The sequence below is a fragment of the Pseudomonas migulae genome (assembly GCF_043225285.1).
GTDB lineage: Bacteria > Pseudomonadota > Gammaproteobacteria > Pseudomonadales > Pseudomonadaceae > Aquipseudomonas > Aquipseudomonas migulae_C.
Window position 1 is genome coordinate 1,599,238 of sequence record NZ_CP171224.1, and the last position, 23,498, is coordinate 1,622,735.

At 59.3% G+C, this 23,498-nt stretch carries 24 protein-coding genes; 11 read left to right on the forward strand and 13 right to left on the reverse strand.

Features of this window, described 5'->3' with window-relative positions; all coding sequences use genetic code 11:
• The first annotated feature begins 86 nt into the window (after positions 1-86).
• The 4 genes from ACF6ZU_RS07375 (at position 87) to ACF6ZU_RS07390 (ending at position 3,533) form a co-directional block, all read left to right on the forward strand.
• Positions 87-1,898 (forward strand): penicillin-binding protein activator, encoded by a 1,812-nt coding sequence (locus ACF6ZU_RS07375; protein WP_392891186.1) that lies wholly within the window; start codon positions 87-89, stop codon positions 1,896-1,898.
• The gene (locus ACF6ZU_RS07380) at positions 1,898-2,260 is read left to right on the forward strand and encodes a YraN family protein (RefSeq protein WP_392891188.1); all 363 of its coding nucleotides are present in this window, start codon (positions 1,898-1,900) and stop codon (positions 2,258-2,260) included. The genes ACF6ZU_RS07375 and ACF6ZU_RS07380 overlap by 1 nt, the downstream gene beginning before the upstream one ends.
• A gap of 104 nt (positions 2,261-2,364) precedes the next feature.
• Entirely contained in the window at positions 2,365-2,958 is a 594-nt protein-coding gene (locus tag ACF6ZU_RS07385; protein ID WP_008025961.1) for a phosphoheptose isomerase, read from the forward strand.
• Complete coding sequence (locus tag ACF6ZU_RS07390) at positions 2,955-3,533, forward strand: BON domain-containing protein (protein WP_392891190.1); 579 nt, start codon at positions 2,955-2,957, stop codon at positions 3,531-3,533. Before ACF6ZU_RS07385 ends, ACF6ZU_RS07390 begins: the two co-directional genes overlap by 4 nt.
• A 160-nt stretch (positions 3,534-3,693) precedes the next feature.
• On the opposite strand, the gene ACF6ZU_RS07395 is transcribed toward ACF6ZU_RS07390, so the two are convergent.
• The 7 genes from ACF6ZU_RS07395 to rplM all read right to left on the reverse strand — a co-directional run bounded on the left by ACF6ZU_RS07395 (position 3,694) and on the right by rplM (position 8,581).
• A complete protein-coding gene (locus ACF6ZU_RS07395; protein WP_392891191.1) occupies positions 3,694-4,107 on the reverse strand; it encodes a ClpXP protease specificity-enhancing factor in 414 nt (137 codons plus the stop codon).
• 16 nt (positions 4,108-4,123) lie between these two features.
• Entirely contained in the window at positions 4,124-4,741 is a 618-nt protein-coding gene (locus ACF6ZU_RS07400; protein WP_007905304.1) for a glutathione S-transferase N-terminal domain-containing protein, read from the reverse strand.
• 150 nt (positions 4,742-4,891) lie between these two features.
• Positions 4,892-5,674 (reverse strand): cytochrome c1, encoded by a 783-nt coding sequence (locus ACF6ZU_RS07405; protein WP_392891194.1) that lies wholly within the window; start codon positions 5,672-5,674, stop codon positions 4,892-4,894.
• The gene (locus ACF6ZU_RS07410; RefSeq protein WP_262165670.1) at positions 5,674-6,885 is read right to left on the reverse strand and encodes a cytochrome bc complex cytochrome b subunit; all 1,212 of its coding nucleotides are present in this window, start codon (positions 6,883-6,885) and stop codon (positions 5,674-5,676) included. The genes ACF6ZU_RS07405 and ACF6ZU_RS07410 overlap by 1 nt, the downstream gene beginning before the upstream one ends.
• Entirely contained in the window at positions 6,885-7,478 is a 594-nt protein-coding gene (gene petA / locus ACF6ZU_RS07415) for a ubiquinol-cytochrome c reductase iron-sulfur subunit (protein ID WP_150633468.1), read from the reverse strand. The genes ACF6ZU_RS07410 and petA overlap by 1 nt, the downstream gene beginning before the upstream one ends.
• Positions 7,479-7,745: 267 nt before the next feature.
• Positions 7,746-8,138: a 30S ribosomal protein S9 gene (gene rpsI, locus ACF6ZU_RS07420; protein WP_003205364.1), complete on the reverse strand. Its 393-nt coding sequence runs from the start codon at positions 8,136-8,138 to the stop codon at positions 7,746-7,748.
• Positions 8,139-8,152: 14 nt separating this feature from the next.
• Entirely contained in the window at positions 8,153-8,581 is a 429-nt protein-coding gene (rplM, locus tag ACF6ZU_RS07425) for a 50S ribosomal protein L13 (protein ID WP_007905295.1), read from the reverse strand.
• Between the two features lie 245 nt (positions 8,582-8,826).
• Between rplM and ACF6ZU_RS07430 the strand changes: the two genes are divergently transcribed.
• Positions 8,827-9,867 (forward strand): NADP(H)-dependent aldo-keto reductase, encoded by a 1,041-nt coding sequence (locus ACF6ZU_RS07430; RefSeq protein WP_392891199.1) that lies wholly within the window; start codon positions 8,827-8,829, stop codon positions 9,865-9,867.
• Positions 9,868-9,957: 90 nt separating this feature from the next.
• Here the strand turns inward: ACF6ZU_RS07430 and ACF6ZU_RS07435 are convergent, their stop codons facing one another.
• Positions 9,958-11,094 (reverse strand): acyl-CoA dehydrogenase family protein, encoded by a 1,137-nt coding sequence (locus tag ACF6ZU_RS07435; RefSeq protein ID WP_392891200.1) that lies wholly within the window; start codon positions 11,092-11,094, stop codon positions 9,958-9,960.
• 244 nt (positions 11,095-11,338) lie between these two features.
• Here ACF6ZU_RS07435 and ACF6ZU_RS07440 point away from each other — a divergent pair, with 244 nt between their 5' ends.
• The 5 genes from ACF6ZU_RS07440 (at position 11,339) to ACF6ZU_RS07460 (ending at position 17,727) form a co-directional block, all read left to right on the forward strand.
• Positions 11,339-12,235 (forward strand): GlxA family transcriptional regulator, encoded by an 897-nt coding sequence (locus ACF6ZU_RS07440; RefSeq protein WP_392893733.1) that lies wholly within the window; start codon positions 11,339-11,341, stop codon positions 12,233-12,235.
• Positions 12,236-12,406: 171 nt separating this feature from the next.
• A complete protein-coding gene (locus tag ACF6ZU_RS07445) occupies positions 12,407-14,353 on the forward strand; it encodes a flavin monoamine oxidase family protein (protein ID WP_392891202.1) in 1,947 nt (648 codons plus the stop codon).
• 206 nt (positions 14,354-14,559) lie between these two features.
• A complete protein-coding gene (locus tag ACF6ZU_RS07450) occupies positions 14,560-15,447 on the forward strand; it encodes a nitrilase family protein (protein WP_392891204.1) in 888 nt (295 codons plus the stop codon).
• A 17-nt stretch (positions 15,448-15,464) separates the two neighbouring features.
• Entirely contained in the window at positions 15,465-16,676 is a 1,212-nt protein-coding gene (locus ACF6ZU_RS07455; RefSeq protein WP_392891206.1) for a hypothetical protein, read from the forward strand.
• 70 nt (positions 16,677-16,746) lie between these two features.
• The gene (locus ACF6ZU_RS07460; protein WP_392891208.1) at positions 16,747-17,727 is read left to right on the forward strand and encodes an asparaginase; all 981 of its coding nucleotides are present in this window, start codon (positions 16,747-16,749) and stop codon (positions 17,725-17,727) included.
• A gap of 171 nt (positions 17,728-17,898) precedes the next feature.
• Here the strand turns inward: ACF6ZU_RS07460 and zapE are convergent, their stop codons facing one another.
• The 3 genes from zapE to ACF6ZU_RS07475 all read right to left on the reverse strand — a co-directional run bounded on the left by zapE (position 17,899) and on the right by ACF6ZU_RS07475 (position 21,093).
• Entirely contained in the window at positions 17,899-18,993 is a 1,095-nt protein-coding gene (gene zapE / locus ACF6ZU_RS07465; protein WP_008025947.1) for a cell division protein ZapE, read from the reverse strand.
• A gap of 90 nt (positions 18,994-19,083) precedes the next feature.
• Positions 19,084-20,439, reverse strand: a complete 1,356-nt coding sequence (locus tag ACF6ZU_RS07470) for a tryptophan--tRNA ligase (protein ID WP_392891210.1) — start codon at positions 20,437-20,439, stop codon at positions 19,084-19,086.
• A gap of 24 nt (positions 20,440-20,463) precedes the next feature.
• Positions 20,464-21,093 (reverse strand): alpha/beta hydrolase, encoded by a 630-nt coding sequence (locus ACF6ZU_RS07475; RefSeq protein ID WP_392891212.1) that lies wholly within the window; start codon positions 21,091-21,093, stop codon positions 20,464-20,466.
• Between the two features lie 144 nt (positions 21,094-21,237).
• Between ACF6ZU_RS07475 and ACF6ZU_RS07480 the strand changes: the two genes are divergently transcribed.
• Positions 21,238-21,672 (forward strand): YhcB family protein, encoded by a 435-nt coding sequence (locus tag ACF6ZU_RS07480; RefSeq protein ID WP_392891214.1) that lies wholly within the window; start codon positions 21,238-21,240, stop codon positions 21,670-21,672.
• A gap of 272 nt (positions 21,673-21,944) precedes the next feature.
• Here the strand turns inward: ACF6ZU_RS07480 and ACF6ZU_RS07485 are convergent, their stop codons facing one another.
• Together ACF6ZU_RS07485 and ACF6ZU_RS07490 are read right to left on the reverse strand one after the other, a co-directional pair.
• The gene (locus tag ACF6ZU_RS07485; protein ID WP_392891216.1) at positions 21,945-22,679 is read right to left on the reverse strand and encodes an OmpA family protein; all 735 of its coding nucleotides are present in this window, start codon (positions 22,677-22,679) and stop codon (positions 21,945-21,947) included.
• A gap of 101 nt (positions 22,680-22,780) precedes the next feature.
• Positions 22,781-23,422 carry an MBL fold metallo-hydrolase gene (locus ACF6ZU_RS07490; protein WP_008025937.1) on the reverse strand — a complete coding sequence of 214 codons (642 nt, stop codon included), beginning with the start codon at positions 23,420-23,422 and terminating at the stop codon, positions 22,781-22,783.
• Between the last annotated feature and the right edge of the window lie 76 nt (positions 23,423-23,498).

A 23,498-nucleotide genomic window follows, 5' to 3' on the forward strand; every position in this document is an offset into this window, starting at 1 on the left:
TGATCGATTCACGCCAGTAACATCGCGCCCCGGCCAGTGCTTGGGTACAATTCCACGCTAATTTGATCGAGTATCAGGAACACTACATGATCGCTTGCCTGCGGCTGTTCACTGCCCTCTGCCTCGCTGCCTTGCTGGCGGCTTGCGCCAGCTCGCCCTCTTCCAGCCTTGGCGAACTTCCACGGACCCCGGATGCCAGTATCGAGCAACTGCTCGATCAGGCCGCCAAGAGCAAAACGCCTGAAGAGGCCGCGCTGCTTCGCTTGAGCGCTGCCGACCTCGCCTATCGCCAGGGTAATGCCGGACAATCCGCGCAAATCCTGCAACAAGTGCCGGTCGAGCAACTCAAGCCCGGCCAACAAGTGTTTGCCAGCACCCTGGCGGCCGAACTGGCCATGACCCGCAATCAGCCGAAAGCCGCACTGACCGCCTTGAGCCATCCGAGCCTGCAACGCCTGGGCGAATTGCCGGAGGAGCAACAGGTTCGCACCGGCACTGTCCGTGCCCGCGCCCTCGAGGCCGACGGCCAGACCCTCGCCGCGGCACGGGAGCGTATTTTCATCGCACCAATGCTCAGCGGTGATGCCGCCAGCAAAAACCACGAAGCGATCTGGACCCTGATTGCCTCGCTGCCAACCGATCAATTGCAGCCGACCAGCAACGACGACCTCGGTGGCTGGATGGGCCTGGCGCTCGCCGTTAAAACGGCCGGCACCCTGGAGCAACAGCAAGCCGCGATCGACACCTGGCGCGCCCAGAACCCTAAACACCCGGCCGCCATCCAGCTGCCGCTGTCGCTGACCAAACTCAAGGAACTGGCCAGCCAGCCCCTGAGCAAGATCGCCCTGCTGCTGCCGCAAGACGGCCAGCTTGCATCGGTCGGCAAGGCGCTGCGCGACGGCTTCATGGCCGCTCACTACCAGGCACAACAAGCCGGGCAGAAGCCGCCAGCCATCGTGTTTTATGACAGCTCGAAGCTGACGTCGATGGACGAGTTCTATCGCAAGGCCCAGGCCGATGGCGTGCAACTGGTCGTCGGTCCGCTGGAAAAACCACTGGTCAAACAACTCAGCAGCCGCCCGCAACTGCCGATCACGACTCTGGCGCTGAACTACAGCGAAGGCGAACAAGGTCCGGCGCAGCTGTTCCAGTTCGGCCTAGCCGCTGAAGACGAAGCCCGCGAAGTGTCCCGCCGTGCGCGCGCCGATGGCCTGCATCGTGCCGCGATCATGGTGCCGAAAGGCGAATGGGGCGACCGCGTCCTCCGGGCGTTCAGCCAGGATTGGCAAGCCAACGGCGGCAGCATCGTTGCCACCGAACGCGTTGATCAGCCAGTGCAACTGGCCCAGCAGATTGCCGACATGTTCCAGCTGCGCCAGAGCGAAGGCCGGGCCAAGAGCCTGCAAAGCACGGTGGGTTCGCAGGTAGCGGCACAGCCTTCGCGCCGCCAGGACATCGAGTTCATCTTCCTGGCTGCAACGCCTCAGCAGGCCCAGCAGATCAAACCGACCCTGAACTTCCAGTACGCAGGCGATGTGCCTGTTTACGCCACGTCCCATGTGTTCAGCGCGAGCGGCGACGTCAACCAGTACAACGACATGAACGGCATTCGCTTCTGCGAAACCCCATGGCTGCTGGACGCCAATGACCCGGTTCGCAAGCAAGTGACCGCACAATGGCCGCAAGCCGGTGGCAGCCTGGGTCGCCTGTATGCGATGGGCGTCGACGCCTACCGCCTGGCTCCGCGCCTTGGGCAACTCAAAGCCTTGCCGGACAGCCGCATCGAAGGTCAGTCGGGCAGCCTGGGCATGACTCAGAACCAGCGCGTCGTGCGTCAGTTGCCGTGGGCACAGTTCGTCAACGGCCAGGTTCAACGCCTGCCGGACACCCCGCGCTGATGCCCGACAGGTCACGCCAGCAAAGCGGTAAAGATGCCGAGCGCCATGCGCTCGAGCATCTGCAACAACAGGGTCTGCGCCTGCTGGCGCAGAACTGGTTGTGTAAACGCGGCGAGCTTGATCTGGTCATGCTTGATGGCGATACAGTAGTATTCGTTGAAGTTCGCTACAGAAAGAACACCCAGTGGGGTGGCGCGCTCGATAGCATCGATGAGCGCAAACGGCAGAAACTGATATTCGCCGCGCAGTATTTTCTTCAGCGCGAGTCGCGTTGGGCCCATTCCCCTTGCCGCTTCGACGTGGTTGCCATCGACAGCAACCATGATCAGTTGAACTGGCTGCAGAATGCCTTCGACAGCTGATCACGCGCGTCCTGAAGCGGACACTTTCACCCAACAATTTTGCTCTTTGCTTTGCGGGCTGCACATTCATGTGCCGAGTAGCCGCGCTAATTAAGGTCACACAGATGGACATGCAATCCCGAATTCGCCAGCTTTTCCAGGCCAGTATCGACACCAAGCAAATGGCGATGGACGTACTTGCACCGCACATCGAGCAAGCCAGCCAGGTGATGGTCAACGCCCTGCTCAACGAAGGCAAAATGCTTTCCTGCGGCAACGGCGGTTCTGCCGGTGACGCCCAGCACTTTTCGTCCGAGCTGCTCAACCGCTTCGAACGTGAGCGCCCGAGCCTGCCGGCCATCGCGCTGACCACTGACAGCTCGACGATCACCTCGATCGCCAACGACTACAGCTACAACGAAATCTTTTCCAAGCAGATCCGTGCGCTCGGCCAGCCGGGCGACGTATTGCTGGCGATTTCCACCAGCGGCAACTCGGCAAACATAATTCAAGCGATCCAGGCCGCACATGATCGCGAAATGATTGTCGTAGCATTGACGGGACGAGATGGCGGCGGCATGGCGTCACTGCTATTGCCCGAGGACGTCGAGATTCGCGTACCGGCCAACGTCACCGCACGTATTCAGGAAGTCCACCTGCTGGCGATCCATTGCCTTTGCGACTTGATCGACAGCCAACTGTTCGGGAGTGAAGAATGACCCCTAATCGCCTAGGCCTTCTGGCCTTGACCCTGTGCCTCGGCATCAGCGGCTGCACCTCGGTGGTGAATGCCAGCCGTGAAGCGCCGATCGATGATGACCGCGGCACACGTACCCTGGGCAGCAAGATCGACGACTCACTGATCGACACCAAAGTGGGCGTGAACATCGCCAAGGCCGATCCAGCCCTGGACAACGATTCGCACATTGTCGTCACCAGCTTCAACGGTGTCGTGCTGCTCGCCGGCCAAACCCCACGCGCCGACCTCAAGGCCAAGGCCGAACAAGCCGCCGCCTCCGTCCAGCGCGTGAAGACGGTGCACAACGAATTGCAGGTCCTGCCACCTTCCGGCTTCCTCGCCCGCCAAAACGACACCTGGCTGACCTCCAAGATCAAAACCCAGATGCTCGCGGACGCGAACATCCCGGGCTCGCGCATCAAGGTTGTCACCGAGAACGGCATCGTCTACTTGCTGGGTTTGCTGACCAAACAGGAAGCGGCGCAGGCAACCAATCTGGTGCAGGGCGTTTCCGGCGTGCAGAAGATTGTGAAGCTGTTTGAGTACATCGATTGATGGGCTTCTGTAGGAGCGAGCTTGCTCGCGAAAAACGTTCCGAGAATGCGTTCATTCAGACAGCACGCGCTATCGTTCACGTCCATCGCGAGCAGGCTCGCTCCTACAACGTTTGAAAGTGGTGAAATAAAAAGGGCGATCCTTGCGGATCGCCCTTTTTTTATTTCACCACTTTCAAACTAGGCCGACCGCTAGGGCGCGGCGGCTCGCTGTCCGGTGGCGGAAGATCATCTTCCGGCTCGATCTCGTCTTCGTCTTCCATAGGCGATTCCAGATCGAACACCATGCCCTGGCCGTTCTCCCGGGCGTAAATGCCCAGGATCGAGGCGATAGGCACGTACAGGGTGTGCGGCACGCCACCGAAGCGACCTTCGAAGCTCACTGCTTCGTTGTCCATGTGCAAATGACGCACGGCGGCCGGCGATACGTTCAGGACAATCTGTCCGTCACTGGCGAAACCTTGTGGCACCTGCACCGACGGATACTCGGAATTGACCAGCATGTGCGGGGTGCAATCGTTGTCCACAATCCACTCGTAGAGCGCGCGGACCAGATAAGGTCGACTGGAGTTCATAGCGGCTCCTTAAGCCTTAGCGCATATCGCGTTCGACACCAGACAGACTCGCCTGGAAAGCCTCACGCGCAAACGAGCGCTCCATATAATCAAGCAGCGGCTTGGCTGGCCGCGGCAGTTCAATACCCAGAATCGGCAAGCGCCAGAGTATTGGTAATAGGCAGCAATCCACCAGACTTTGTTCCTCACTGAGGAAAAACGGCTTGTCGGCGAACAGCGGCGACACACCGGTCAGGCTTTCGCGCAGCTCTTTACGAGCCACGACCCGGGCTGCTTCCTTGGTCCGCGAATCCAGGATCAGATCCACCAGACCACACCAGTCACGCTGAATACGATGAATCAGCAGGCGACTGTTGGCACGCGCCACTGGATAAACCGGCAGTAACGGCGGATGCGGGTAACGCTCATCCAGATATTCCATCACCACGGTCGACTCCCACAACGCCAGGTCACGATCGACCAGGGTGGGCAGGCTTCCGTAAGGGTTCACCTCAATCAGTTTAGGCGGCTGGCGACCAGCTTCCACGTAAATGATCTCGGCGCTGACACCCTTCTCTGCAAGTACGATACGCACCCGGTGGGAATAGTGGTCGGCGGGGTCGGAGTAACAGGCCAACCGATTGGTCACGCCCATGGCGATCCTCCTCGCTTGTTGAAATTATCGGAAGCGGAAAAACGAGCGCGCCCAGAGGGCGCCTCCCGTAACGTCTGGCTCACCAGACTCGTTACACCTTCAGAGACGCCCTTGGGCGCGCGCGATTAACAGCAATTGCTTGAAACTTAATCAGTGCACATCTTTCCAGTATTCGCGCTTCAGCAAGTAGGCGAAGACGAAGAAGAACGCCAGGTACAGCAAGACGTAGGTACCGATGCGCTGATGCTGCAGCTTAACCGGGTTAGCCGAGTAAGCGAGGAAGGTTACCAGATTCTTGACCTTCTCATCGAACTGCTCTTCGGTCAGGGCACCGCTCTTCGGCACGATGGTCAGCTGATCGCACGCTTCATGAGTCAGCGCGGTACCGGTCAGCGGATCATATTGCTTCTTGCCGTCCTCGACGATCTGCACCTGTTTGCAGCCGACCACCTGGCGACCTTGCAGGCCCACCAGAACGTTCGGCATGCCGACGTTCGGGAAGACCTTGTTGTTCACGCCCCAAGGGCGCGACGGGTCTTCGTAGAACGACTTCAGGTAACCGTAGAGCCAGTCGGTACCACGAACACGAGCTACCAGGGTCAGGTCGGGTGGCGCAGCACCGAACCAGGTCTTGGCGTCTGCCGGCTGCATGCCGATGTTCATGTGGTCGCCGATCTTGGCGCCAGTGAACACCAGCTTCGACAGCATCAGATCGTGGGGAATGCCCAGATCGTCGGCAACACGCTCATAGCGCTGGAACTTGGCACTGTGGCAGCCCATGCAATAGTTGGCGAACGTCCGTGCGCCGTCCTGCATGGCAGCCTTGTCGGAAACGTCGATGTCGACCTTTTCCAGCTCAGGACCACCGTGCTCGGCGGCGAAGGACAGTACAGGCATAGCAGCAAGAATCAGTACAGCAAATAGCTTTTTCATCAGCCAGTCACCCTTTCCGGAACCGGTTTGGTCTTCTCGAGCCTGGTGTAGAACGGCATCAGAATGAAGTAGGCGAAGTACAGGAACGTACACACCTGCGACAGCAACGTACGCTCAGGGGTTGGGGCCAATACGCCCAGCACGCCCAGGATCACGAACGAGATGCAGAACACCCAGAGCCAGATCTTGCTCAACCAGCCCTTGTAGCGCATCGACTTGACCGGACTACGGTCCAGCCATGGCAGGACGAACAGTACAGCGATGGCCGCGCCCATGGCGATAACGCCCAGGAGCTTGTCCGGAACCGCCCGAAGAATTGCGTAGAACGGCGTGAAGTACCAGACCGGTGCAATGTGCTCGGGCGTCTTGAAGGCGTTCGCCACTTCAAAGTTCGGCTTCTCGAGGAAGTAGCCGCCCATTTCCGGGAAGAAGAACACGATCGAGCAGAAGATGAACAGGAACACCACCACGCCGACGATATCTTTCACGGTGTAGTACGGGTGGAAGGCGATGCCATCCAGCGGTACGCCGTTTTCGTCCTTGTGTTTCTTGATGTCGACGCCGTCCGGGTTGTTCGAACCGACTTCGTGCAGCGCCAGAACGTGCAGCACCACCAGACCGAGGATCACGATCGGCAGGGCAACAACGTGCAGGGCGAAGAAGCGGTTCAGGGTAATACCGGAAATCAGGTAGTCACCACGAATCCACTGGGTCAGGTCGTTGCCGATGACCGGGATCGCACCGAACAGCGAGATGATCACCTGGGCACCCCAGTAGGACATCTGGCCCCACGGCAGCAGGTAACCCATGAAGGCTTCCGCCATCAGCGCCAGGTAGATCAGCATGCCGAAGACCCACACCAGCTCACGCGGTTTCTGGTACGAACCGTAGAGCAGGCCACGGAACATGTGCAGATAGACCACGATGAAAAACGCCGAAGCGCCGGTGGAGTGCAGCAGACGCAGGATCGAGCCGTACTCGACGTCGCGCATGATGTATTCGACGGAGGCGAATGCCTCTTCCGCCGACGGGGTGTAGCTCATGGTCAGCCAGACACCGGTAACGATCTGGTTGACCAGAACGAGCAATGCCAGGGAACCAAAGAAATAGAAGAAGTTGAAGTTCTTCGGGGCGTAGTACTTGCTGAGATGGTCTTCCCACATTTTGGTCGCGGGGAAGCGCGCATCAACCCAATCCATGAACTTGCTCATCACGCTTTCTCCGTATCGACGCCAATGACAATAATCTCATCGGTCTCATAGGAATGCGGGGGAACTGGCAGGTTCAAAGGCGCAGGTTGCGACTTGTAGACGCGGCCAGCCAAATCGTAGTGGGAACCGTGGCAAGGGCAGAAATAACCACCTACCCAATCCTTGCCCAGATCCGCAGGCGCCACTTCGGGACGGAAGGTCGGCGAGCAACCGAGGTGGGTGCAGATACCGATCAGCAGCAGAACCTCTGGCTTGATCGAACGCGTTTCCGGGTCGACATAAGTCGGTTGAGTCGAGTTCTTGGAGGTCGGGTCAGACAGCTGGCCCTCGATCTTTTTCAGATTCCCCAGGATTTCCTCGGTACGGCGGACGATGAACACCGGCTGACCGCGCCACTCAGCAATCATCTGCTGGCCTGGCTCGATTTTGCTGACATTCACTTTCACCGGTGCACCTGCGGCTTTCGCCTTGGCACTGGGAAACCATGACCCCACGAACGGGACCGCAGCCCCCACCGCTCCTGCAGCACCCACCACGGATGTGGCTGCTACCAAGAAGCGACGCCGGCCTGCATTCACGCCGTCATTGCTCATTCAGTCCTCTCCCATCAGCTTTGTGGCCTGTTAAATCAGGCATCTACTAAGTAAATCTATGTACTTATAAAAATTTTGCCGAATGGTAATGAAAAGCCCCAATTCTGACAAGGTAATTACCGAAGGGCCCCACTGCCAAGCCTTGTAGTATAGGGGCTCTGCGGATGTGGCAAGTTGTCACAGAGCAATTCTTTGATAAATCGCACGCATAAAAAAACGCCCAGCTCCGTGAGGAAACTGGGCGTTCTTTTTGAACGAGAAAGCGAATTAACGCTTCGAGTACTGCGGACGCTTACGCGCTTTACGCAGACCGACTTTCTTACGTTCAACTTCACGAGCGTCGCGGGTAACGAAGCCAGCTTTGCGCAGAGCGCCACGCAGGGTTTCGTCATAGTCCATCAGAGCGCGAGTGATGCCGTGGCGGATTGCGCCAGCTTGACCACTTACACCACCGCCGATCACGGTGACGTAGATGTCGAACTTCTCGACAGTCTCAGTCAATTCCAGCGGCTGACGAACTACCATGCGGGCAGTTTCGCGGCCGAAGAAATTATCCAGCGAACGGTTGTTGATGGAGATGTTACCAGTACCCGGACGCAGGAAAACGCGTGCGGTTGCGGTCTTGCGACGGCCAGTGCCGTAATTTTGAGTCGCCGACATAATGAACTATTCCGTTAAAACTTCAGTTCTTGGGGCTGCTGAGCAGTATGAGGGTGTACAGCGCCCGCATAGACTTTCAGCTTACGATACATGTCGCGACCCAGCGGGTTCTTAGGCAGCATGCCTTTGACCGCGGTCTCGATCACGCGCTCAGGGGCTTTAGCGATCAGCTTTTCGAAGTTGATCGACTTGATGCCGCCCGGGAAACCGGAGTGGGAGTAGTAGATTTTGTCGGTGGTTTTAGCACCGGTTACACGAATCTGCTCGGCATTGATAACGACGATGTAATCGCCGGTGTCAACGTGAGGAGTGTACTCAGCTTTATGCTTGCCACGCAGACGGCTCGCGATTTCGGTGGCCAGACGACCCAGGGTCTGACCTGCAGCGTCGACGACAAACCAGTCGCGCTGTACTGTTTCCGGTTTAGCAGTAAAAGTTTTCATTCTTTATAGCCTCAGGGGCCGCCCTGTAAATTAGACGGCGGATCTTACTGAATAGTGCGTACTTTGACAAGTCAAAGGCAGCCGGATACAGACGCTTTCGGGGGCTCGGGTCGGCGCGTCCGTTCAACGGCAAGATTCTTCGGCGGCGGCGCATCACTTCCACTGCAGAAAGAGGTGCGCAATTATGCAGATTGCGAAAAATATTTCAACCTGCTTTTATGATTGTTTTGCCCAAGGAGCACCCGATGGACTATCGCCAGCTAGGCCGCACCAATCTGAACGTGAGCGCCATCTGCCTCGGAACCATGACCTGGGGCGAGCAAAACAGCGAAGCTGAAGCCTTCGCCCAGATTGAACGGGCCAAAGGCGCCGGGATCAATTTCATCGACACCGCCGAGATGTATCCGGTGCCGCCGAAGGCCGACACCTACGCCACCACCGAGCGCTACATCGGCAATTATTTCAAAAGCCGCGGTGATCGCGCCGACTGGATCCTCGCCAGCAAGATCGCCGGCCCAGGCAACACCATCGACTACATCCGCGACAAAAACCTGCGGCACAACCGTCAGCACATCACGGAAGCCGTGGATGCCAGCCTCAAGCGCCTGCAGACCGACTACATCGACCTTTACCAGTTGCACTGGCCGGAGCGCAGCACCAACTTTTTCGGACAGCTGGGCTACAAACACAAGATCGAAGCCAACCTGACACCGCTGGAGGACACCCTCGAAGCGCTGGACGAACAGGTCAAGGCCGGCAAGATCCGCCACATCGGCCTGTCCAACGAAACGCCGTGGGGCACCATGCGTTTCCTGGCGCTGGCCGAAGCCCGTGGCTGGCCGCGTGCGGTATCGATCCAGAACCCGTACAACCTGCTCAACCGCAGCTTCGAAATCGGCCTGGCGGAAATCGCCATCCGCGAACAATGCGGCCTGCTCGCTTATTCGCCGCTGGCGTTCGGTTTCCTGTCAGGCAAGTACGAAGGTGGCGCACGTCCACCGAAAGGTCGCCTGAGTCTCTACAGCCGCTTCAGCCGCTATTTCAACCCGCAGTCGGAAGCAGCGTGCAGCCGTTACGTGGCGTTGGCCCGTGAGCACGGTCTGGACCCGGCGCAAATGGCCCTGGCGTTTGTGACGCAACAGCCGTTCGTGACCAGCAACATCATCGGCGCGACGACGCTTGAGCAGCTGGACAGCAACATTGCCAGCTTCGAGCTGAAACTGTCCGATGAAGTGCTGGCGGGGATCGAGGCGATCCACAAGGATCACCCGAATCCGGCGCCGTAACCCGCACTTGTAGGAGCCGGCTTGCTGGCGATGGGGACAACGCGGCATGCAACCAAAACCGCGCCGTTTCAATCGCCAGCAAGCCGGCTCCTACAGGGATCTGGCAATAATCTCCTTCATGATTTCATTGGTGCCGGCATAAATCCGCTGCACCCGCGCATCCGCCCACGCCCGTGCAATCGGGTATTCCCACATGAACCCGTAGCCGCCATGCAACTGCACGCACTCGTCGAGCACCTTGCATTGCAGGTCCGTGCCCCAATATTTGGCCATCGCCGCGGTCGGCACATCGAGCTTGCCTTGTAGATGCAATTCCAGGCAGCGGTCGACGAAAACCCGGCCGATCTGGATCTCAGTCGCCATCTCCGCCAACTTGAATCGCGTGTTCTGGAAATCGGCAATCGCCTTGCCGAACGCCTTGCGCTCGCGGGTGTATTCCAGCGTCCATTGCAAAGCGGCTTCAGCCGACGCCAGCCCGCCGACGGCAACAGTGAGGCGCTCCTGCGGCAATTCCTGCATCAGATAAGCGAAGCCCATCCCCGCCTGCCCCAGCAGATTTTCCTTGGGCACGCGAACGTCCTGGAAGAACAGCTCCGAAGTGTCCTGCGCTTTCATGCCGACTTTTTCCAGACGCTTGCCCTTGGCAAAGCCCGGGGTGTTGGCCTCGACCAGGAACAGGCTGGTGCCCTTCGCGCCCGCTTTCGGATCGGTCTTGGCCACGACAATCACCAGGTCTGCCAGATAGCCGTTGGTGATGAACGTCTTCGAACCGTTGATGACATAGTCGTCGCCATCGAGCACTGCGGTGGTTTTCACCCCTTGCAGATCCGAACCGGCGCCTGGTTCGGTCATGGCAATCGCGGTAACCATCTCGCCGGATACCAGTTTTGGCAGGTATTTGTGTTTCAGCGTTTCACTGCCGTAATGCAGGATGTACGGTGCGACGATGTCCGAATGCAGGGAAAAACCGATGCCGGTCAGGCCCAGGCGCCCCACTTCTTCGATCACCACCGCGCTGTAGAGAAAGTCCGCGCCCAGCCCACCGTATTCTTCCGGCAGGTGCGAACAGAGCATCCCCGCCTCCCCCGCCTTGTTCCAGAGCTGGCGGTCGATATAGCCTTGTTTTTCCCATTGGCCATGAAACGGCACAGCTTCTTTTTCGAGAAACGTTCGCACGCTGTCGCGGAAAAGTTCGTGCTCGGGACTGAACAAGGTTCTGGGAATCATGCGGCACCTGTCATTATTTTTAGAAGGAGTTGACCTTCAGAGACTAAGCCGCTCACCCGATACAGGACACTGGACACATCCGACAAAAAATAAGACGATCCAGCCGTCTGCTGACCACTTTCCCCTATAAGAATAAAGTTGAATTATGTCTAACCAAGCCTCCACGCCCTTGCGGCGCGTCAGCATCCTGGCCATCGACCGGGTTTTCGCTTCCACCCTCATGCAGGCCAAGGATTTCTTCCATCTGGCCAGCCTGCGCTACGGCAAACAACTGGGCAACGGCCTGACGCCCGCGTTCGAAACGCGCCTGGTCAGCCCCGACGGCAAACCGGTGAACAGCTTCAGCGATGTGATCATGCCGGTGGACGGCGGCCTGGAAAACGCCGATGTCATTATCCTCCCGGCCTTCTGGGACGATTTCGACACCCTGTGCCAACGTTATCCCCAGGTCCTGCCGTGGCTGCGCCAGCAACATGCGCGCGGCGCGGTGCTTTGCGGCGAGGCTACGGGGGTGTTCTGGCTGGCTGAAGCCGGGCTGCTCAATGGCAAGGAAGCGACCACCTACTGGCGCTTCTTCAATGCCTTTGCCGAGCGTTTTCCGAAGGTGCACCTCAACCAGGACAAGCACCTGACCGACGCCGACAACCTGTACTGCGCCGGCGGCACCACCTCGGCGTGCGATCTCTACATCTACCTGATCGAGCGCTTCTGCGGCGCCAACGTCGCCCAGGCCGTGGCCCGCGACATTCTCTACGAAGTGCAGCGCAGCTATGCGCCGGGACGGATCGGTTTCGGTGGCCAGAAGCTGCACCAGGACGTGATCATCCTGCAGATCCAGCACTGGCTCGAAGAGCATTTCGCCGACAAGTTCCGCTTCGAAGACGTCGCGCGCGAACACGGCATGAGCATCCGCAACTTCATGCGCCGCTTCCAGACGGCCACCGGCGACAAGCCGCTGCATTACCTGCAACGCCTGCGCATCGAAACCGCCAAGGGCCTGTTGTCCGGCAGCCGCAAAAGCATCAAGACCATCAGCTATGAGGTCGGCTACGACGATGCCAGCTTCTTTGCGCGCCTGTTCCGCCAGCACACCGAGCTGTCGCCGAACCAGTATCGGCAGCAGTTTCAACAAGCGGCGTAAACCCGGCTCCACAAGGTGTGTGCCGCCGTATAAAAAGACCTGCCATGCAGGTCTTTTTTCCCACGGTAAAAAACGAATGCAGAGCACCTTCGGGCCCCGTTTGACGGCTATGCGCTGATCGCCCCGCAACCTCAACATCTTCCCTGCCAACACCATCAGGGAAGATCATCAGTGACTATCGGATCCAGTTACGACTATCCGCCGTTTCCTCCCGAGGAAAACGCCCGAAACAAGCCCTCGGCAAAAAGCAGGTGGGCCGCCCGTTTCCCCAATCCACCCGACCTGTGTTTCGACTATCGGGCACTGGTTGAGCAGGAAGGCGGCATTGCCCAGGCAACCGATCCACAGCACAGGATTTGCATCATCGGCGCCGGCGTCACCGGCCTGACAGCGGCCAGGGAGCTGTATCGCTGCGGCTTTACCCACGTATCCCTCATCGAACAATCCAGGCGCATCGGCGGCCGCCACCTGACCGTTGCCGGAAACCCAAACACCACACAAAGCCAGACCCCGTTTGAAATGGGCGCCATGCGCATGCCCTTCTTCAATCGGGCGGATGAGCCGCCGACTGAAGGCCGGTCGCTGATGGCCTACTACACCAAGGCATTTGATCTGGCGTTTTCGGACTTCCCCAACCCCGGCAGCCAGTGGGTCCGCTCGACCGGCATTTACCTTCGAGAAGGTCGCATGGGCGGCCACCCGACGCCGCACATGCTGATATGGACCAACCTCGATGGCAGGACGCCTCCGCCGGACGAAGACCTGCAAAAGGTCTATGCCAAATGGAAGGCCTTTTCCGATCGGATGAGCCGCCATGTCGCTCAGGTGTACGCCGGCGAGGAATGGGAAGCGACGTGGAGCGCCATCGTCGAAAAATATGAAAACGTGTCCTTCCGCGAACTGGTCCGCATGCCCGCACTGGAAACCCTGGATGAACGCTCGCCCGGGGATTTTGGTGGCCTGGGAATGTCCATGGAAGAGTCAGCGATTTTCTACGCGATCGGCATCGGTGACGGCAGCTGGGGGGCGTTCTACGACGTCTGCAGCCTGTACCCGCTGCGCACCGCCATTTTCGGTTTCAGTACTGGGTTGCAACTGATCCATGGCCGGGTCGACTCAAAGGGCGACCCGCTGCCCTCGCCCTACCTGAACAGCGAAGCCGTGCATGACTGCGCCGGGCTCAGTTTCGACAGGCCCCGCTACATCGGGCTCGCGGCGCTGGACGAATGCCTGCTGTTCATGAAAACCGACGAAACCGGAAAATCCGTCTACGAACACAGCCGCGAAACAAACACCGGCCTTCTCACCGACTCCTCGGTGACCCGACTCAAAAAGCTGACCAACCAGAAAATCCGGGTCTACTTCAACTGGAAATACAGTCAGCCCGAACAGACCCAGGAACACTTTGAAGACTTCGATTCAGTCATCATGACCCTGCCCTCCTGGCTGATCGAAACGCGCATCAAGCTCGAAAATTTCAGCCAGGAAATGCTGCCTTTCGACACCATCAACGCCTACAAAACTGCGCACTGGGAAACCAGCTGCAAGGTCTTCGCACCGTTGAAAAAAACTTTTCTTTCGCAAAACACGCGGATCCCGCAAGCCATCGTCACCGACAGTTTCATTCACGACGTCTACACCTACCGCTACAACGAACACTACAGCTACGACTGCATTCTCCTGAGTTACACCTGGGAGGACGATGCGACCAAGCTTGCTTCATACAGTGACAAGGAACTGGTGGCCACGTGTGCCGAGGAGCTGGATCGCATCCTCATGAACTGCACCAATATCCAGCAGAAAATCTCGCCATACATCGACCTTGACCAAGCCGTCGTCCAACGCTGGATGACCGACAAAAATGCGCTGGGTTGTGCAAAGTTGTACCGGCCGGGCACCTACTACGATGCCGTGAGCCTGATGAAATACAACCGGGATTTCGCGCACGTCTCCGGCCTGTATTTTTCCGGCGAATCCTTCTCCGTCGATGCCGGCTGGACGGAACCCTGCTTTCGAGGGGCCGTCGATGCCGTCATTCACATCTGCGACAAAACCGCCGCGACCTTCAATGGCGGTTTCTCCATGAATGACTATCCGCACTACCGACTGAAAGCCTGAAAGCCCCGCTCCAGAGCCATGCACCCGGTGTACTGGCTCGCCTTCCCGACCTCCCCCCGCAAACTGATTCAACCCTCACGCCCCCATCTTCGGAAACGGACTACAGCCGTACCGGAAGCCGCCGACTTACGCCCCTTTGCCGTTTCAACACTTAATAAACACGCAATTAAACAGCGTGAATAACAATAAAAAAGAGGTCATCGGCAATGAGCGATCCAACAAGCCCTGTTCGTGTAGCAGTCGTGCAATTCGACCCTCAGGTCGGCACCGAAAAATGCGCAGACAACCTGCGTTGCAGCCTTGAGTTAGCACTGGAAGCGGTCAACGGTGGAGCGAATCTCATCGTCCTTCCCGAGCTGTCCAATACCGGCTATTTCTTCAGCAATCGCCAGGATGCGTTTGCCCATGCGGAGTCCGTGCCCGACGGGCCGAGCGTGCAGCTCTGGATGGATTTCGCCCGACAACACAAGGTTTACCTGGTGGCCGGCCTGGCCGAGCGCGACGGCATGCGCCTCTTCAACACCGGCGTGCTGGTGGGGCCTGACGGCTTTATCGGCAAGTACCGAAAAGCGCATTTGTGGAACCTGGAAAAACTCTGGTTTACCCCCGGCGACCAGGGCTTTCCAGTGTTCGATACACCGATCGGGCGGATTGGTTTGTTGATCTGCTGGGACATCTGGTTTCCGGAGGTGCCACGCATTCTCGCCCAGCAAGGCGCCGACATCATTTGCAGCCTGAACAACTGGGTCTGGACGCCACCGCCGCTGTTCGACGAGGCCGGCAAATGCATGGCGTCGTACCTGACGATAACGGCCGCGCACGTAAACAATGTGTTCATCGCCGCTGCCAGCCGGATCGGTGAGGAGCGCGGCGCGCGTTACCTCGGTTGCTCGTTGATTGCCGGCACCAACGGCTGGCCGATCGGAGCGGTGGCCTCGGCGGACCAACAGGAAATCCTCTTCGCCGACATCGACCTGACCAGTTCCCGCAGCGCACCGATCTGGAATGACCTGAACGACCTGCATCGCGATCGTCGAGTCGATCTCTACGATCAGGCGCTCGGTTACACCCAGCACCCTTGCCTGCCGCGCTGATCAGGGGGCAATGACCGATGGAATCCACCACTGGAAAAACCCCGCCTGATCGTCTCGCCGCAAGATCATCACTGGACATCGCGATCCTCTTCCTGGTGCTCGGCACCGCATTGCTGATCGTCTGGTTGTCATTCACCCACCGCTCCAGCTGGGCCGCCGATTGGCCCGACTATCGTCATTTGCTTTCAAGCCTCCCCCATCCCAACGCGTGGCTGCGCTGGGTGCTGGGGGACATCAGCGAAGTGGCGTTCTACAAACACGAGTTCGCCTCCATCGGCTTGTTGGCGGGGGCCTACCTGGCCTACTGGGCCAACCGCAGCGGAAAATCCTGGCAAGGCTTCGCCATCTCCTACGGCAGCGGTTTGTGGCCATGGCTGGTGACCAGTTCGTTGCTCGGGCTGGTGCTGAGCAACCTGCTGTGGGGCTGGACGGTGACGGCCGACAGCTGGCAACCGACATTTGCCGCCTTCGTTTCACTGCCGGCGGCGATGGTGTTGATGTTCGGCAAAGGCTGGAAGGTCACGATCAACGGCGCCATCCTCGGGGCGGGGCTCGTGACGCCAATGTGTTTGTTGATGGTCAACTACGTGTGTAACCCGCTGGCGTTGCCGGTGGTCATTGGCAATGTCTCGGGCATGGCAGTCGCGAGCGTGCTGGCCTTTCTGCTGTGCCGTTACGTACCGGGCCTGGTGAAGTCTGTCTCGCCCAGCCAGCCGTCCGAGCCTGAGGCCGAAACCGCCCCCGCCAAAACGCCTGACTACGGTGTCATCTGGAGCCTGCGTCGGGTGCTGGCGGATTTTTCGGAAGCGCCGTTCTATGGCAACGAGTGGGCCAGCCTCGGCCTGATTCTCGGCGCCTTGCTGGCATTCACGCTGAATCCGCTGAGTCCGGTTTACGGTTCAGCCCTGCTGCCGCAACTGATCGGCGCACAGGCGCTGACATCAGCGCTGGGTGTAGTGATCTGGCGGCGACAATGGATATCACTCGGCTGGTATCCGACCTACGTTCCGCTGGTGTCGGTGGTGCCCGCCGCGGTTCTGACGTATGGCGGCACCTGGCCAGTCATCGTCATGAGCGCACTGCTAGGCGCCTTGATTGCCCCGCCGCTGGCGTGTGCGATTGCCAAACGGCTGCCGGCCGACATGCATGGCTTCATCGGTAATGTACTGTCCATGGCCATCAGCACGCTGCTGATCATTCCGTTTATCGGGTTCCTGATCGCCAACTGACTCACATCGCCATCCGGCTGTATCGCGAACGCGGTGCGGCCGATCTCTTCACACTCAAGCGAGGTATCACATGGACTTGCCCAAACTGGCCATCGCCGCACTTGGCGGTACCGTGAGCATGCAAGCCAGACACGCCGGTGAAGGAGTGATTCCGACCGTCAGTGGTGAAACGCTGCTGGCATCCCTTCCGGAATTGACGTTGCTGGCAGAGGTGTCGATTGAAACGCTGGGACTGCTGCCCAGCGCTTCGCTGGATTTCGAGTTTTTGCTGAGCGTATTGTCCTGGGCGAATTTCCAGATCAGACAAGGCGCTACAGGCGTGGTCATCACGCAGGGCACCGACACCCTGGAAGAAACCGCTACCTTTTTCGACTACCTGTGGGACCACGATGCACCGCTGGTCCTGACGGGGGCGATGCGCTCCGCAGCCCAGGCCGGGGCGGAGGGGCCGGCGAATCTTCTGGATGCCTGCCGGGTGGCACTGGCCTCAAGCAGCCATCAGCGCGGTGTCCAGGTGGTCATGAACGGGCAGATTCATTCGGCAAGCGCGGTGCGTAAAACCGACTCATTGGCCTTGCAGGCGTTCTCCTCTCCTATCGTGGGTCCCGTAGGTCTGTTGGTGGAGGACACCGTTCGATATCTGCGCCCACCAGTCCCGCGCGATGCTCTGCCTTTGCCGGTGCAAACCACACAACGGATTGCCTTGCTGGAAGCGTCGCTGTCCGCCGACAGCCTGCTGCTGGAGAACATCGTTGGGCTGGGCTACGCCGGGCTGGTGATCGCGGGGTTCGGTGCGGGACATGTTTCGGCGAGCTGGGCGAAACGGATCGAGGCAATCGCGCAGGAGATTCCAGTGGTCGTTGCCACCCGGACCGGCTCTGGCGCCACGGCTCGCTCGACTTACGGCTTTGACGGCGGCGAGATCGACCTGACACGCAGGGGCGCTTTGATGTCGGGGTTTCTCTGTCCACGCAAAGCCAGAATCCTGTTGTGGTTGCTGGTCGGTTGCGATCGGCAGGACGAGCTGGCGAAACATCTTTCACACACCTGACACACGCCCCTGTAGGAGCGAGCCCTGCTCGCGATGGGCGTCAACGATGACGCGTAAAATCTGGTACCCCGCGGCGATCTCGGGCTCATCGCGAGCAGGGCTCGCTCCTACAAGGGATCTTTGGCGCATAAAAAAGGCCTGCATTGGCAGGCCTTTTTTATGTTCCGAATCCTACGGCTTATGCGCCCGGGACAGGAATTCGTGGGACTGCATTTCCAGCAAACGGCTGAGGGTGCGCTGGAACTCGAAGTTCAGGCGGCCGCCGGTGTAGAGGTCTTTCAGCTCGACTTCAGCGGAAATGATCAGCTTCACGTTGCGGTCGTAGAACTCGTCGACCATGTTGATGAAGCGTCGGGCGATGTCGTCGGTGGTGACGCTCATCTGCTCGACACCGCTGAGCAACACGGCGTGGAAAATCTTGCCCAGTTCGATGTAGTCGTTCTGGCTACGCGGACCGTCGCAGAGCTCGCGGAAGTCGAACCACGCCACGTCATCGCAAGTGCGCAACGCACGGATTTCGCGGTTCTCGATGATCAGCACATCATTCTCGATGGCCGCGGTGCATTCCGGCGTCAGCGCACGGAAGCTCTTGCGCAGGCTTTCGTGGGACGCTTCGTCCAGCGGGAAGTGGAACAACTCCGCTTGCTCAAGGTGACGCAGGCGGTAATCGACGCCGCTGTCGACGTTGACGATCTCGGTGTTCTGCTTGATCAGCGCGATGGCCGGCAGGAAGCGCGCGCGTTGCAGGCCGTCCTTGTACAGACCGTCCGGCACGATGTTCGAGGTGGCGACGAGGGTCACGCCGTTCTTGAACAGCTCTTCCATCAACGTGCCGAGGATCATCGCGTCGGTGATGTCGGAAACGAAGAATTCATCGAAGCAGATCACTCGCGACTCGTCGGAGAAACGCTTGGCGATGATGGTCAGCGGGTTTTTCTCGCCGCCGAGGGTCTTCATCTCTTCGTGCACACGCTTCATGAAGCGGTGGAAGTGCGTGCGAGTCTTTTCCTTGAACGGCAGCGCTTCGAAGAAGGTGTCGACCAGGTAAGTCTTGCCGCGACCTACGCCGCCCCAGAAATACAGGCCCTTGACCGGCGCCTGTTCTTTCTTGCCGAACAGTTTGCCGAGCAGGCCCGGTTTGTTCTGCGAAGCCGCGACCAGATCGTCGTACAGGCGCTGCAAATGGCGCACGGCAGTTTCCTGCGCGGCGTCATGGAAGAATTCCGGGCGCTTCAGATCAGCTTGATATCGTTCTAGGGGCGTCATAATTCGTTAGCAAGGCAACAAAAACGGGCCGTCACTGTAGCGATGGCCCATGGGAATGGCAATCGGCCCTTGGTCGGACCGAACCGTTGTTTATTCCTGAACCGGCGTCAAAGCGATCCGCAAAGCGTCGATCGCACCGTCGCGAGCAGCACTGTCGGCGAAGGCCGGGCTGTCGGCAACGCACTCGCCTTCCAGCCAGACGCTGAAGCTCAGGTCTTCGCTGCGCACGTCCAATGGCTGGCCCGCTTGCAGCTGTTTGGTCACCTGACCGGCGGTTTTACCGTCGGCGAAGTTGCGTGACAGCAGCAGTTGCTCGCCATCGGCGGCCAGCAGACGGAAGCGGAAACTGCCATCGTCTTCGCGGAAGCTGACAAAACGCGCAGCCTTCGCGGCCTTCTTTTTGGTGGTCGCCGCAACTTGAGTCTGGGCCACAAAAGAACGCAGGCCGACCGCTTCACGCAACTCATTGAGGAACGGCGTCGCCACGGCACGGGCCTTTTTGGCGCCGATTTGCAGGATGTCTTCCAGGTCCGCCGGGCGTTCGATCAGTTGGTGATAACGCTCGCGGGACTCGCCCAGCTCGCTGTCGAGCAACTGGAACAGACGGTTCTTCGCTTCGCCCCAACCCAGGCCCTGCAGCAATTCGCTGCGGAACTCGTCGGATTGTGCCGGAGTGGAGAAGGCCTGGAACAGTGTGAACAAGTGCGAATTGTCCGGGTCCTTGGCTTCGCCTGGCGCGCGGGAGTCGGTGACGATCCGCGAGATCGCGTCCTTCATTTCCTTGGCGCTGCTGAACAACGGAATGGTGTTGTCGTAGCTTTTCGACATCTTGCGACCGTCGAGGCCCGGCAACGTCGCCACGCTTTCTTCGATCAACGCCTCGGGCATGGTGAAGAACTCCTTGCCCTGGCCAAACAGGTGGTTGAAACGCTGACCGATGTCGCGCGCCATTTCCACGTGCTGGATCTGGTCACGACCGACCGGCACCTTGTGCGCGTTGAACATCAGGATGTCCGCGGCCATCAGCACCGGGTAGCTGTACAGGCCCATGGTGATGCCGGCATCCGGGTCTTCGCCGGTTTCAACGTTTTTGTCCACTGAAGCCTTGTAGGCGTGGGCGCGGTTGAGCAGGCCCTTGGCGGCCACGCAGGTCAGCAGCCAGGTCAGTTCAGGGATTTCCGGGATATCGGACTGACGGTAGAACGTCACGCGGTCCACATCCAGGCCACCGGCCAGCCAGGTCGCGGCGATTTCCAGACGCGAGCGCTGGATGCGCAGCGGGTCATCGCATTTGATCAGGGCGTGGTAGTCGGCCAGGAAGTAGAACGAATCGGCATTGCTGTCGCGACTGGCAAGGATCGCCGGACGGATGGCGCCGGCGTAGTTGCCAAGGTGCGGCGTGCCGGTGGTGGTGATGCCGGTGAGGATACGGGTACGAGTCGTCATGGGTAATCGCTTGTCAGACTGCAATCAATTCGAAAGACGCGGCAGGATCAGATCCTTGAGATCGGTCAGCTTGCCATGAAAAAAGTGTCCGCATTCTGCCACTTTCAGCAGCTCATGGGGACGCTCGAGTTTTTCGGACCAGTCGTAGACGGTTTGCGGGTCGATGACTTCATCGGTTTCCGGCTGGATCAGGGTCAGCGGGCAGTTGACCGGCAACAGGTCGTAACCATTGAGGCGGCTGACGGCGGCCGCGACCATGAACAGATGCTTGAGCTGTTCACCCTGCGCTTCCAGACGTCCGCCGAGACTTGCTGCAACAAATCCGCCGAAGGAGAAACCGAACAGGGTCAGCGGCAAGTCGGGATGTTTCGCCCGCAGCCACGCGGCGGCGGCCTGAGCGTCGTCGACCTCGCCGGTGCCCATGTCGTGCGAGCCTTCGCTGGCCCCGACGCCACGGTAATTGAAACGCAAGGTGATCAAACCGGCGTCACGCGCGGTGCGCTGCAGGGTCGAGACCACTTTGTTGAGCATGGTGCCGCCCTGCACCGGGTTCGGGTGGCAGATCAGCGCAATGCCGCGCGGCTGCTCGATGTCCAGGTAAAGAGCTTCCAGTTGGCCGACCGGGCCATCAATCACTACAGGGGTTTCGCGCATAAGCAAGGAAGGAACTCCGTGACCTCGAATCGGGTCGACTCGTCTAGCAAATTGTCTGTGCCGATGTATTGCGAGTGAATCGCGGTATACAGCGCAGGTTCGAGCCGTTAACGTAAAGCAAAGCCGTTTATAGAGGAAGGACTCGTGGAACACTCGCTCTTAGTTTGGTTGTTGCCGACTCTTGCCCTGGTTGTGGGTGTCGCCATTGGTTTCCTGATCGCTCGCCTGGTGCCGAACGCCGCGCCGAGCAGCACGCAACGTCAGCTGGATGACATTCAGGAACGTTTTGACAGTTATCAGAACGAGGTGGTTACCCACTTCAACAGCACCGCCTCCCTGGTCAAGAAACTGACTCAGAGCTATCAGGAAGTGCAGGATCATCTCGCCGAGGGCGCCAATCGCCTGGCCCTGGACGAGCAGACCCGCCAACGCCTGCTGGCCTCGCTGCACGCCGACGCGGCAGCGGCCCCACGGGAACGCCTGACGCCACCGCGCAATCAGGAACCGCCTCGCGACTACGCCCCGAAAGCCCCGAACGCGCCGGGCATGCTCGATGAGCATTACGGCCTGAAGAAGTAATCAGGTTTCGCGCGATATGAAAAAGCCCCCGGACGAGTGATTGTCCGGGGGCTTTTTTATGCTTTATGACGGAGTCCGGGGAAACTGTAGGAGCCAGCTTGCTGGCGATTGTCCTTAACGATAACCCGTACAGACTGGTTCACCGCGGCGCACTTGAGTTCATCGCCAGCAAGCTGGCTCCTACAGGTTCTTTGCTTTCCGGGACAAAAAAAACCCGCCCGATCTGCTGAGGATCGGGCGGGCTTTTTTACGCCTGGGGTTCAGTCAGGCGATCAAGGGTATTGCTGAACCGTGCCCGGTTGCTGCTGGGCACCACCGTACTGCTGACCGGGAATCGCCTTGAGGTTGACCTCGACCCGGCGGTTCTGCGCCCGGCCATTGACGTCGGCATTGCTGGCCACCGGATTATCCGGGCCGGCGCCACGGGCGCTCAGGTTGGCACCGCTCACACCTTGCGACGTCAGGTAGGTCGCGACGCTCTGGGCCCGACGCTGCGACAGGTCCATGTTGTGCTGACGGCTGCCGGTGCTGTCGGTGTAGCCGACAATTTCGATCTGGTTCTGGTTGAACTCTTTCAGCGAGCCCGCCAGGTTGTTCAGCGGCTGGTAGAAGCTTGAAGCGATGTTCGCCGAATCAGTGGCGAACGTGATGTTGCCCGGCATGATCAGCTTGATCTGGTCGCCCTGACGCTGCACCTCGACACCGGTGTTGGCCATGCTCGCGCGCAGTTTTTTCTCTTGCTGGTCGGCGTAGTAACCATAACCGGCAGCGGATGCACCCACCACGGCGGCGCCGATCAACGCACCCTTGCCACGGTTGTTGTGGTCGATGGCAGCACCTGCGAGTGCGCCGGCCAGAGCACCGAGACCACCGTATTTCGCGGTTTTGCTCATGCCGGTGGAACCGCCGTCGGCCTGCCCCTGATTGTCGTAAGGGTTAGGCGAGGCGCAGCCAGACAGCAAGGCCACAGCCGTAGCGACAATAATCAAACGCTGCTTGGTGAACATGAAGAGCTCCTACTTTTTGCATTCTGTGGTGCAACGGACCAAGGCATCGGCCTTTGCGGGCGTTGGATCATTTCGCGCGCCGAAAATTCCGTGGGCGAGCATCAAGCGCGGACAAAAGGGTTGTCGCGCATCTCGTCGCCCAGACGCGTGTCCGGACCATGACCGGTCACGACTGTCGCGTCTTCGTCGAGGGTATAAAGCCGTTGCTTGATGGAACGCACGATGGTCGCCTGGTCCCCGCCCCACAAATCCGTACGCCCTACTCCGCGACGAAACAACGTGTCGCCGGCAATCAGCAGCTTAGCCTCTGAAAACCAAAAGCTCATGGAACCCGGCGTATGACCGGGCGTATGCAACGCCACGCCGCAACCGCACGCCAGCTCTTCATCGTCGGCCAACCAGCGATCAGGCGACGGAACCGGGGTGTAAGGCACACCGAACATCTGGCATTGCATCTCCAGATTGTCCCAGAGGAATTGATCCTCCTTGTGCAAATGCAGGGTCGCACCGGTTTTCTCCTTCAACTGACCGGAGGCCAGGAAGTGATCGAGGTGCGCATGGGTGTGGATGATGCTGACGACCTTCAGGCCCAGGGCGTCGAGGCGAGCGAGGATCAGTTCGTGATTGCCACCCGGATCGACCACGATGGCTTTTTTCGTGACCGGATCGCCGATGATCGTGCAGTTGCACTGCAACGGGCCGACGGGGAAGGTTTCGCGGATGAGGGTCGGTTGCTGGGACATCGGGGCATGCTCGGTAAACAGGGACAGCGGATTTTCGCACAGATCGGCATCCCGTCATCTGCCGCCATGTGTTTCG

Excerpts from the sequence above, each read along its gene's own strand:
- ACF6ZU_RS07375 (WP_392891186.1), top strand. The coding sequence starts at position 87 with ATGATCGCTTGCCTGCGGCTGTTCACTGCCCTCTGCCTCGCTGCCTTG.
- ACF6ZU_RS07380 (WP_392891188.1), top strand. The coding sequence starts at position 1,898 with ATGCCCGACAGGTCACGCCAGCAAAGCGGTAAAGATGCCGAGCGCCAT.
- ACF6ZU_RS07385 (WP_008025961.1), top strand. The coding sequence starts at position 2,365 with ATGGACATGCAATCCCGAATTCGCCAGCTTTTCCAGGCCAGTATCGAC.
- ACF6ZU_RS07390 (WP_392891190.1), top strand. The coding sequence starts at position 2,955 with ATGACCCCTAATCGCCTAGGCCTTCTGGCCTTGACCCTGTGCCTCGGC.
- ACF6ZU_RS07395 (WP_392891191.1), bottom strand. The coding sequence starts at position 4,107 with ATGAACTCCAGTCGACCTTATCTGGTCCGCGCGCTCTACGAGTGGATT.
- ACF6ZU_RS07400 (WP_007905304.1), bottom strand. The coding sequence starts at position 4,741 with ATGGGCGTGACCAATCGGTTGGCCTGTTACTCCGACCCCGCCGACCAC.
- ACF6ZU_RS07405 (WP_392891194.1), bottom strand. The coding sequence starts at position 5,674 with ATGAAAAAGCTATTTGCTGTACTGATTCTTGCTGCTATGCCTGTACTG.
- ACF6ZU_RS07410 (WP_262165670.1), bottom strand. The coding sequence starts at position 6,885 with ATGAGCAAGTTCATGGATTGGGTTGATGCGCGCTTCCCCGCGACCAAA.
- petA (WP_150633468.1), bottom strand. The coding sequence starts at position 7,478 with ATGAGCAATGACGGCGTGAATGCAGGCCGGCGTCGCTTCTTGGTAGCA.
- rpsI (WP_003205364.1), bottom strand. The coding sequence starts at position 8,138 with ATGTCGGCGACTCAAAATTACGGCACTGGCCGTCGCAAGACCGCAACC.
- rplM (WP_007905295.1), bottom strand. The coding sequence starts at position 8,581 with ATGAAAACTTTTACTGCTAAACCGGAAACAGTACAGCGCGACTGGTTT.
- ACF6ZU_RS07430 (WP_392891199.1), top strand. The coding sequence starts at position 8,827 with ATGGACTATCGCCAGCTAGGCCGCACCAATCTGAACGTGAGCGCCATC.
- ACF6ZU_RS07435 (WP_392891200.1), bottom strand. The coding sequence starts at position 11,094 with ATGATTCCCAGAACCTTGTTCAGTCCCGAGCACGAACTTTTCCGCGAC.
- ACF6ZU_RS07450 (WP_392891204.1), top strand. The coding sequence starts at position 14,560 with ATGAGCGATCCAACAAGCCCTGTTCGTGTAGCAGTCGTGCAATTCGAC.
- ACF6ZU_RS07455 (WP_392891206.1), top strand. The coding sequence starts at position 15,465 with ATGGAATCCACCACTGGAAAAACCCCGCCTGATCGTCTCGCCGCAAGA.
- ACF6ZU_RS07460 (WP_392891208.1), top strand. The coding sequence starts at position 16,747 with ATGGACTTGCCCAAACTGGCCATCGCCGCACTTGGCGGTACCGTGAGC.
- zapE (WP_008025947.1), bottom strand. The coding sequence starts at position 18,993 with ATGACGCCCCTAGAACGATATCAAGCTGATCTGAAGCGCCCGGAATTC.
- ACF6ZU_RS07470 (WP_392891210.1), bottom strand. The coding sequence starts at position 20,439 with ATGACGACTCGTACCCGTATCCTCACCGGCATCACCACCACCGGCACG.
- ACF6ZU_RS07475 (WP_392891212.1), bottom strand. The coding sequence starts at position 21,093 with ATGCGCGAAACCCCTGTAGTGATTGATGGCCCGGTCGGCCAACTGGAA.
- ACF6ZU_RS07485 (WP_392891216.1), bottom strand. The coding sequence starts at position 22,679 with ATGTTCACCAAGCAGCGTTTGATTATTGTCGCTACGGCTGTGGCCTTG.
- ACF6ZU_RS07490 (WP_008025937.1), bottom strand. The coding sequence starts at position 23,422 with ATGTCCCAGCAACCGACCCTCATCCGCGAAACCTTCCCCGTCGGCCCG.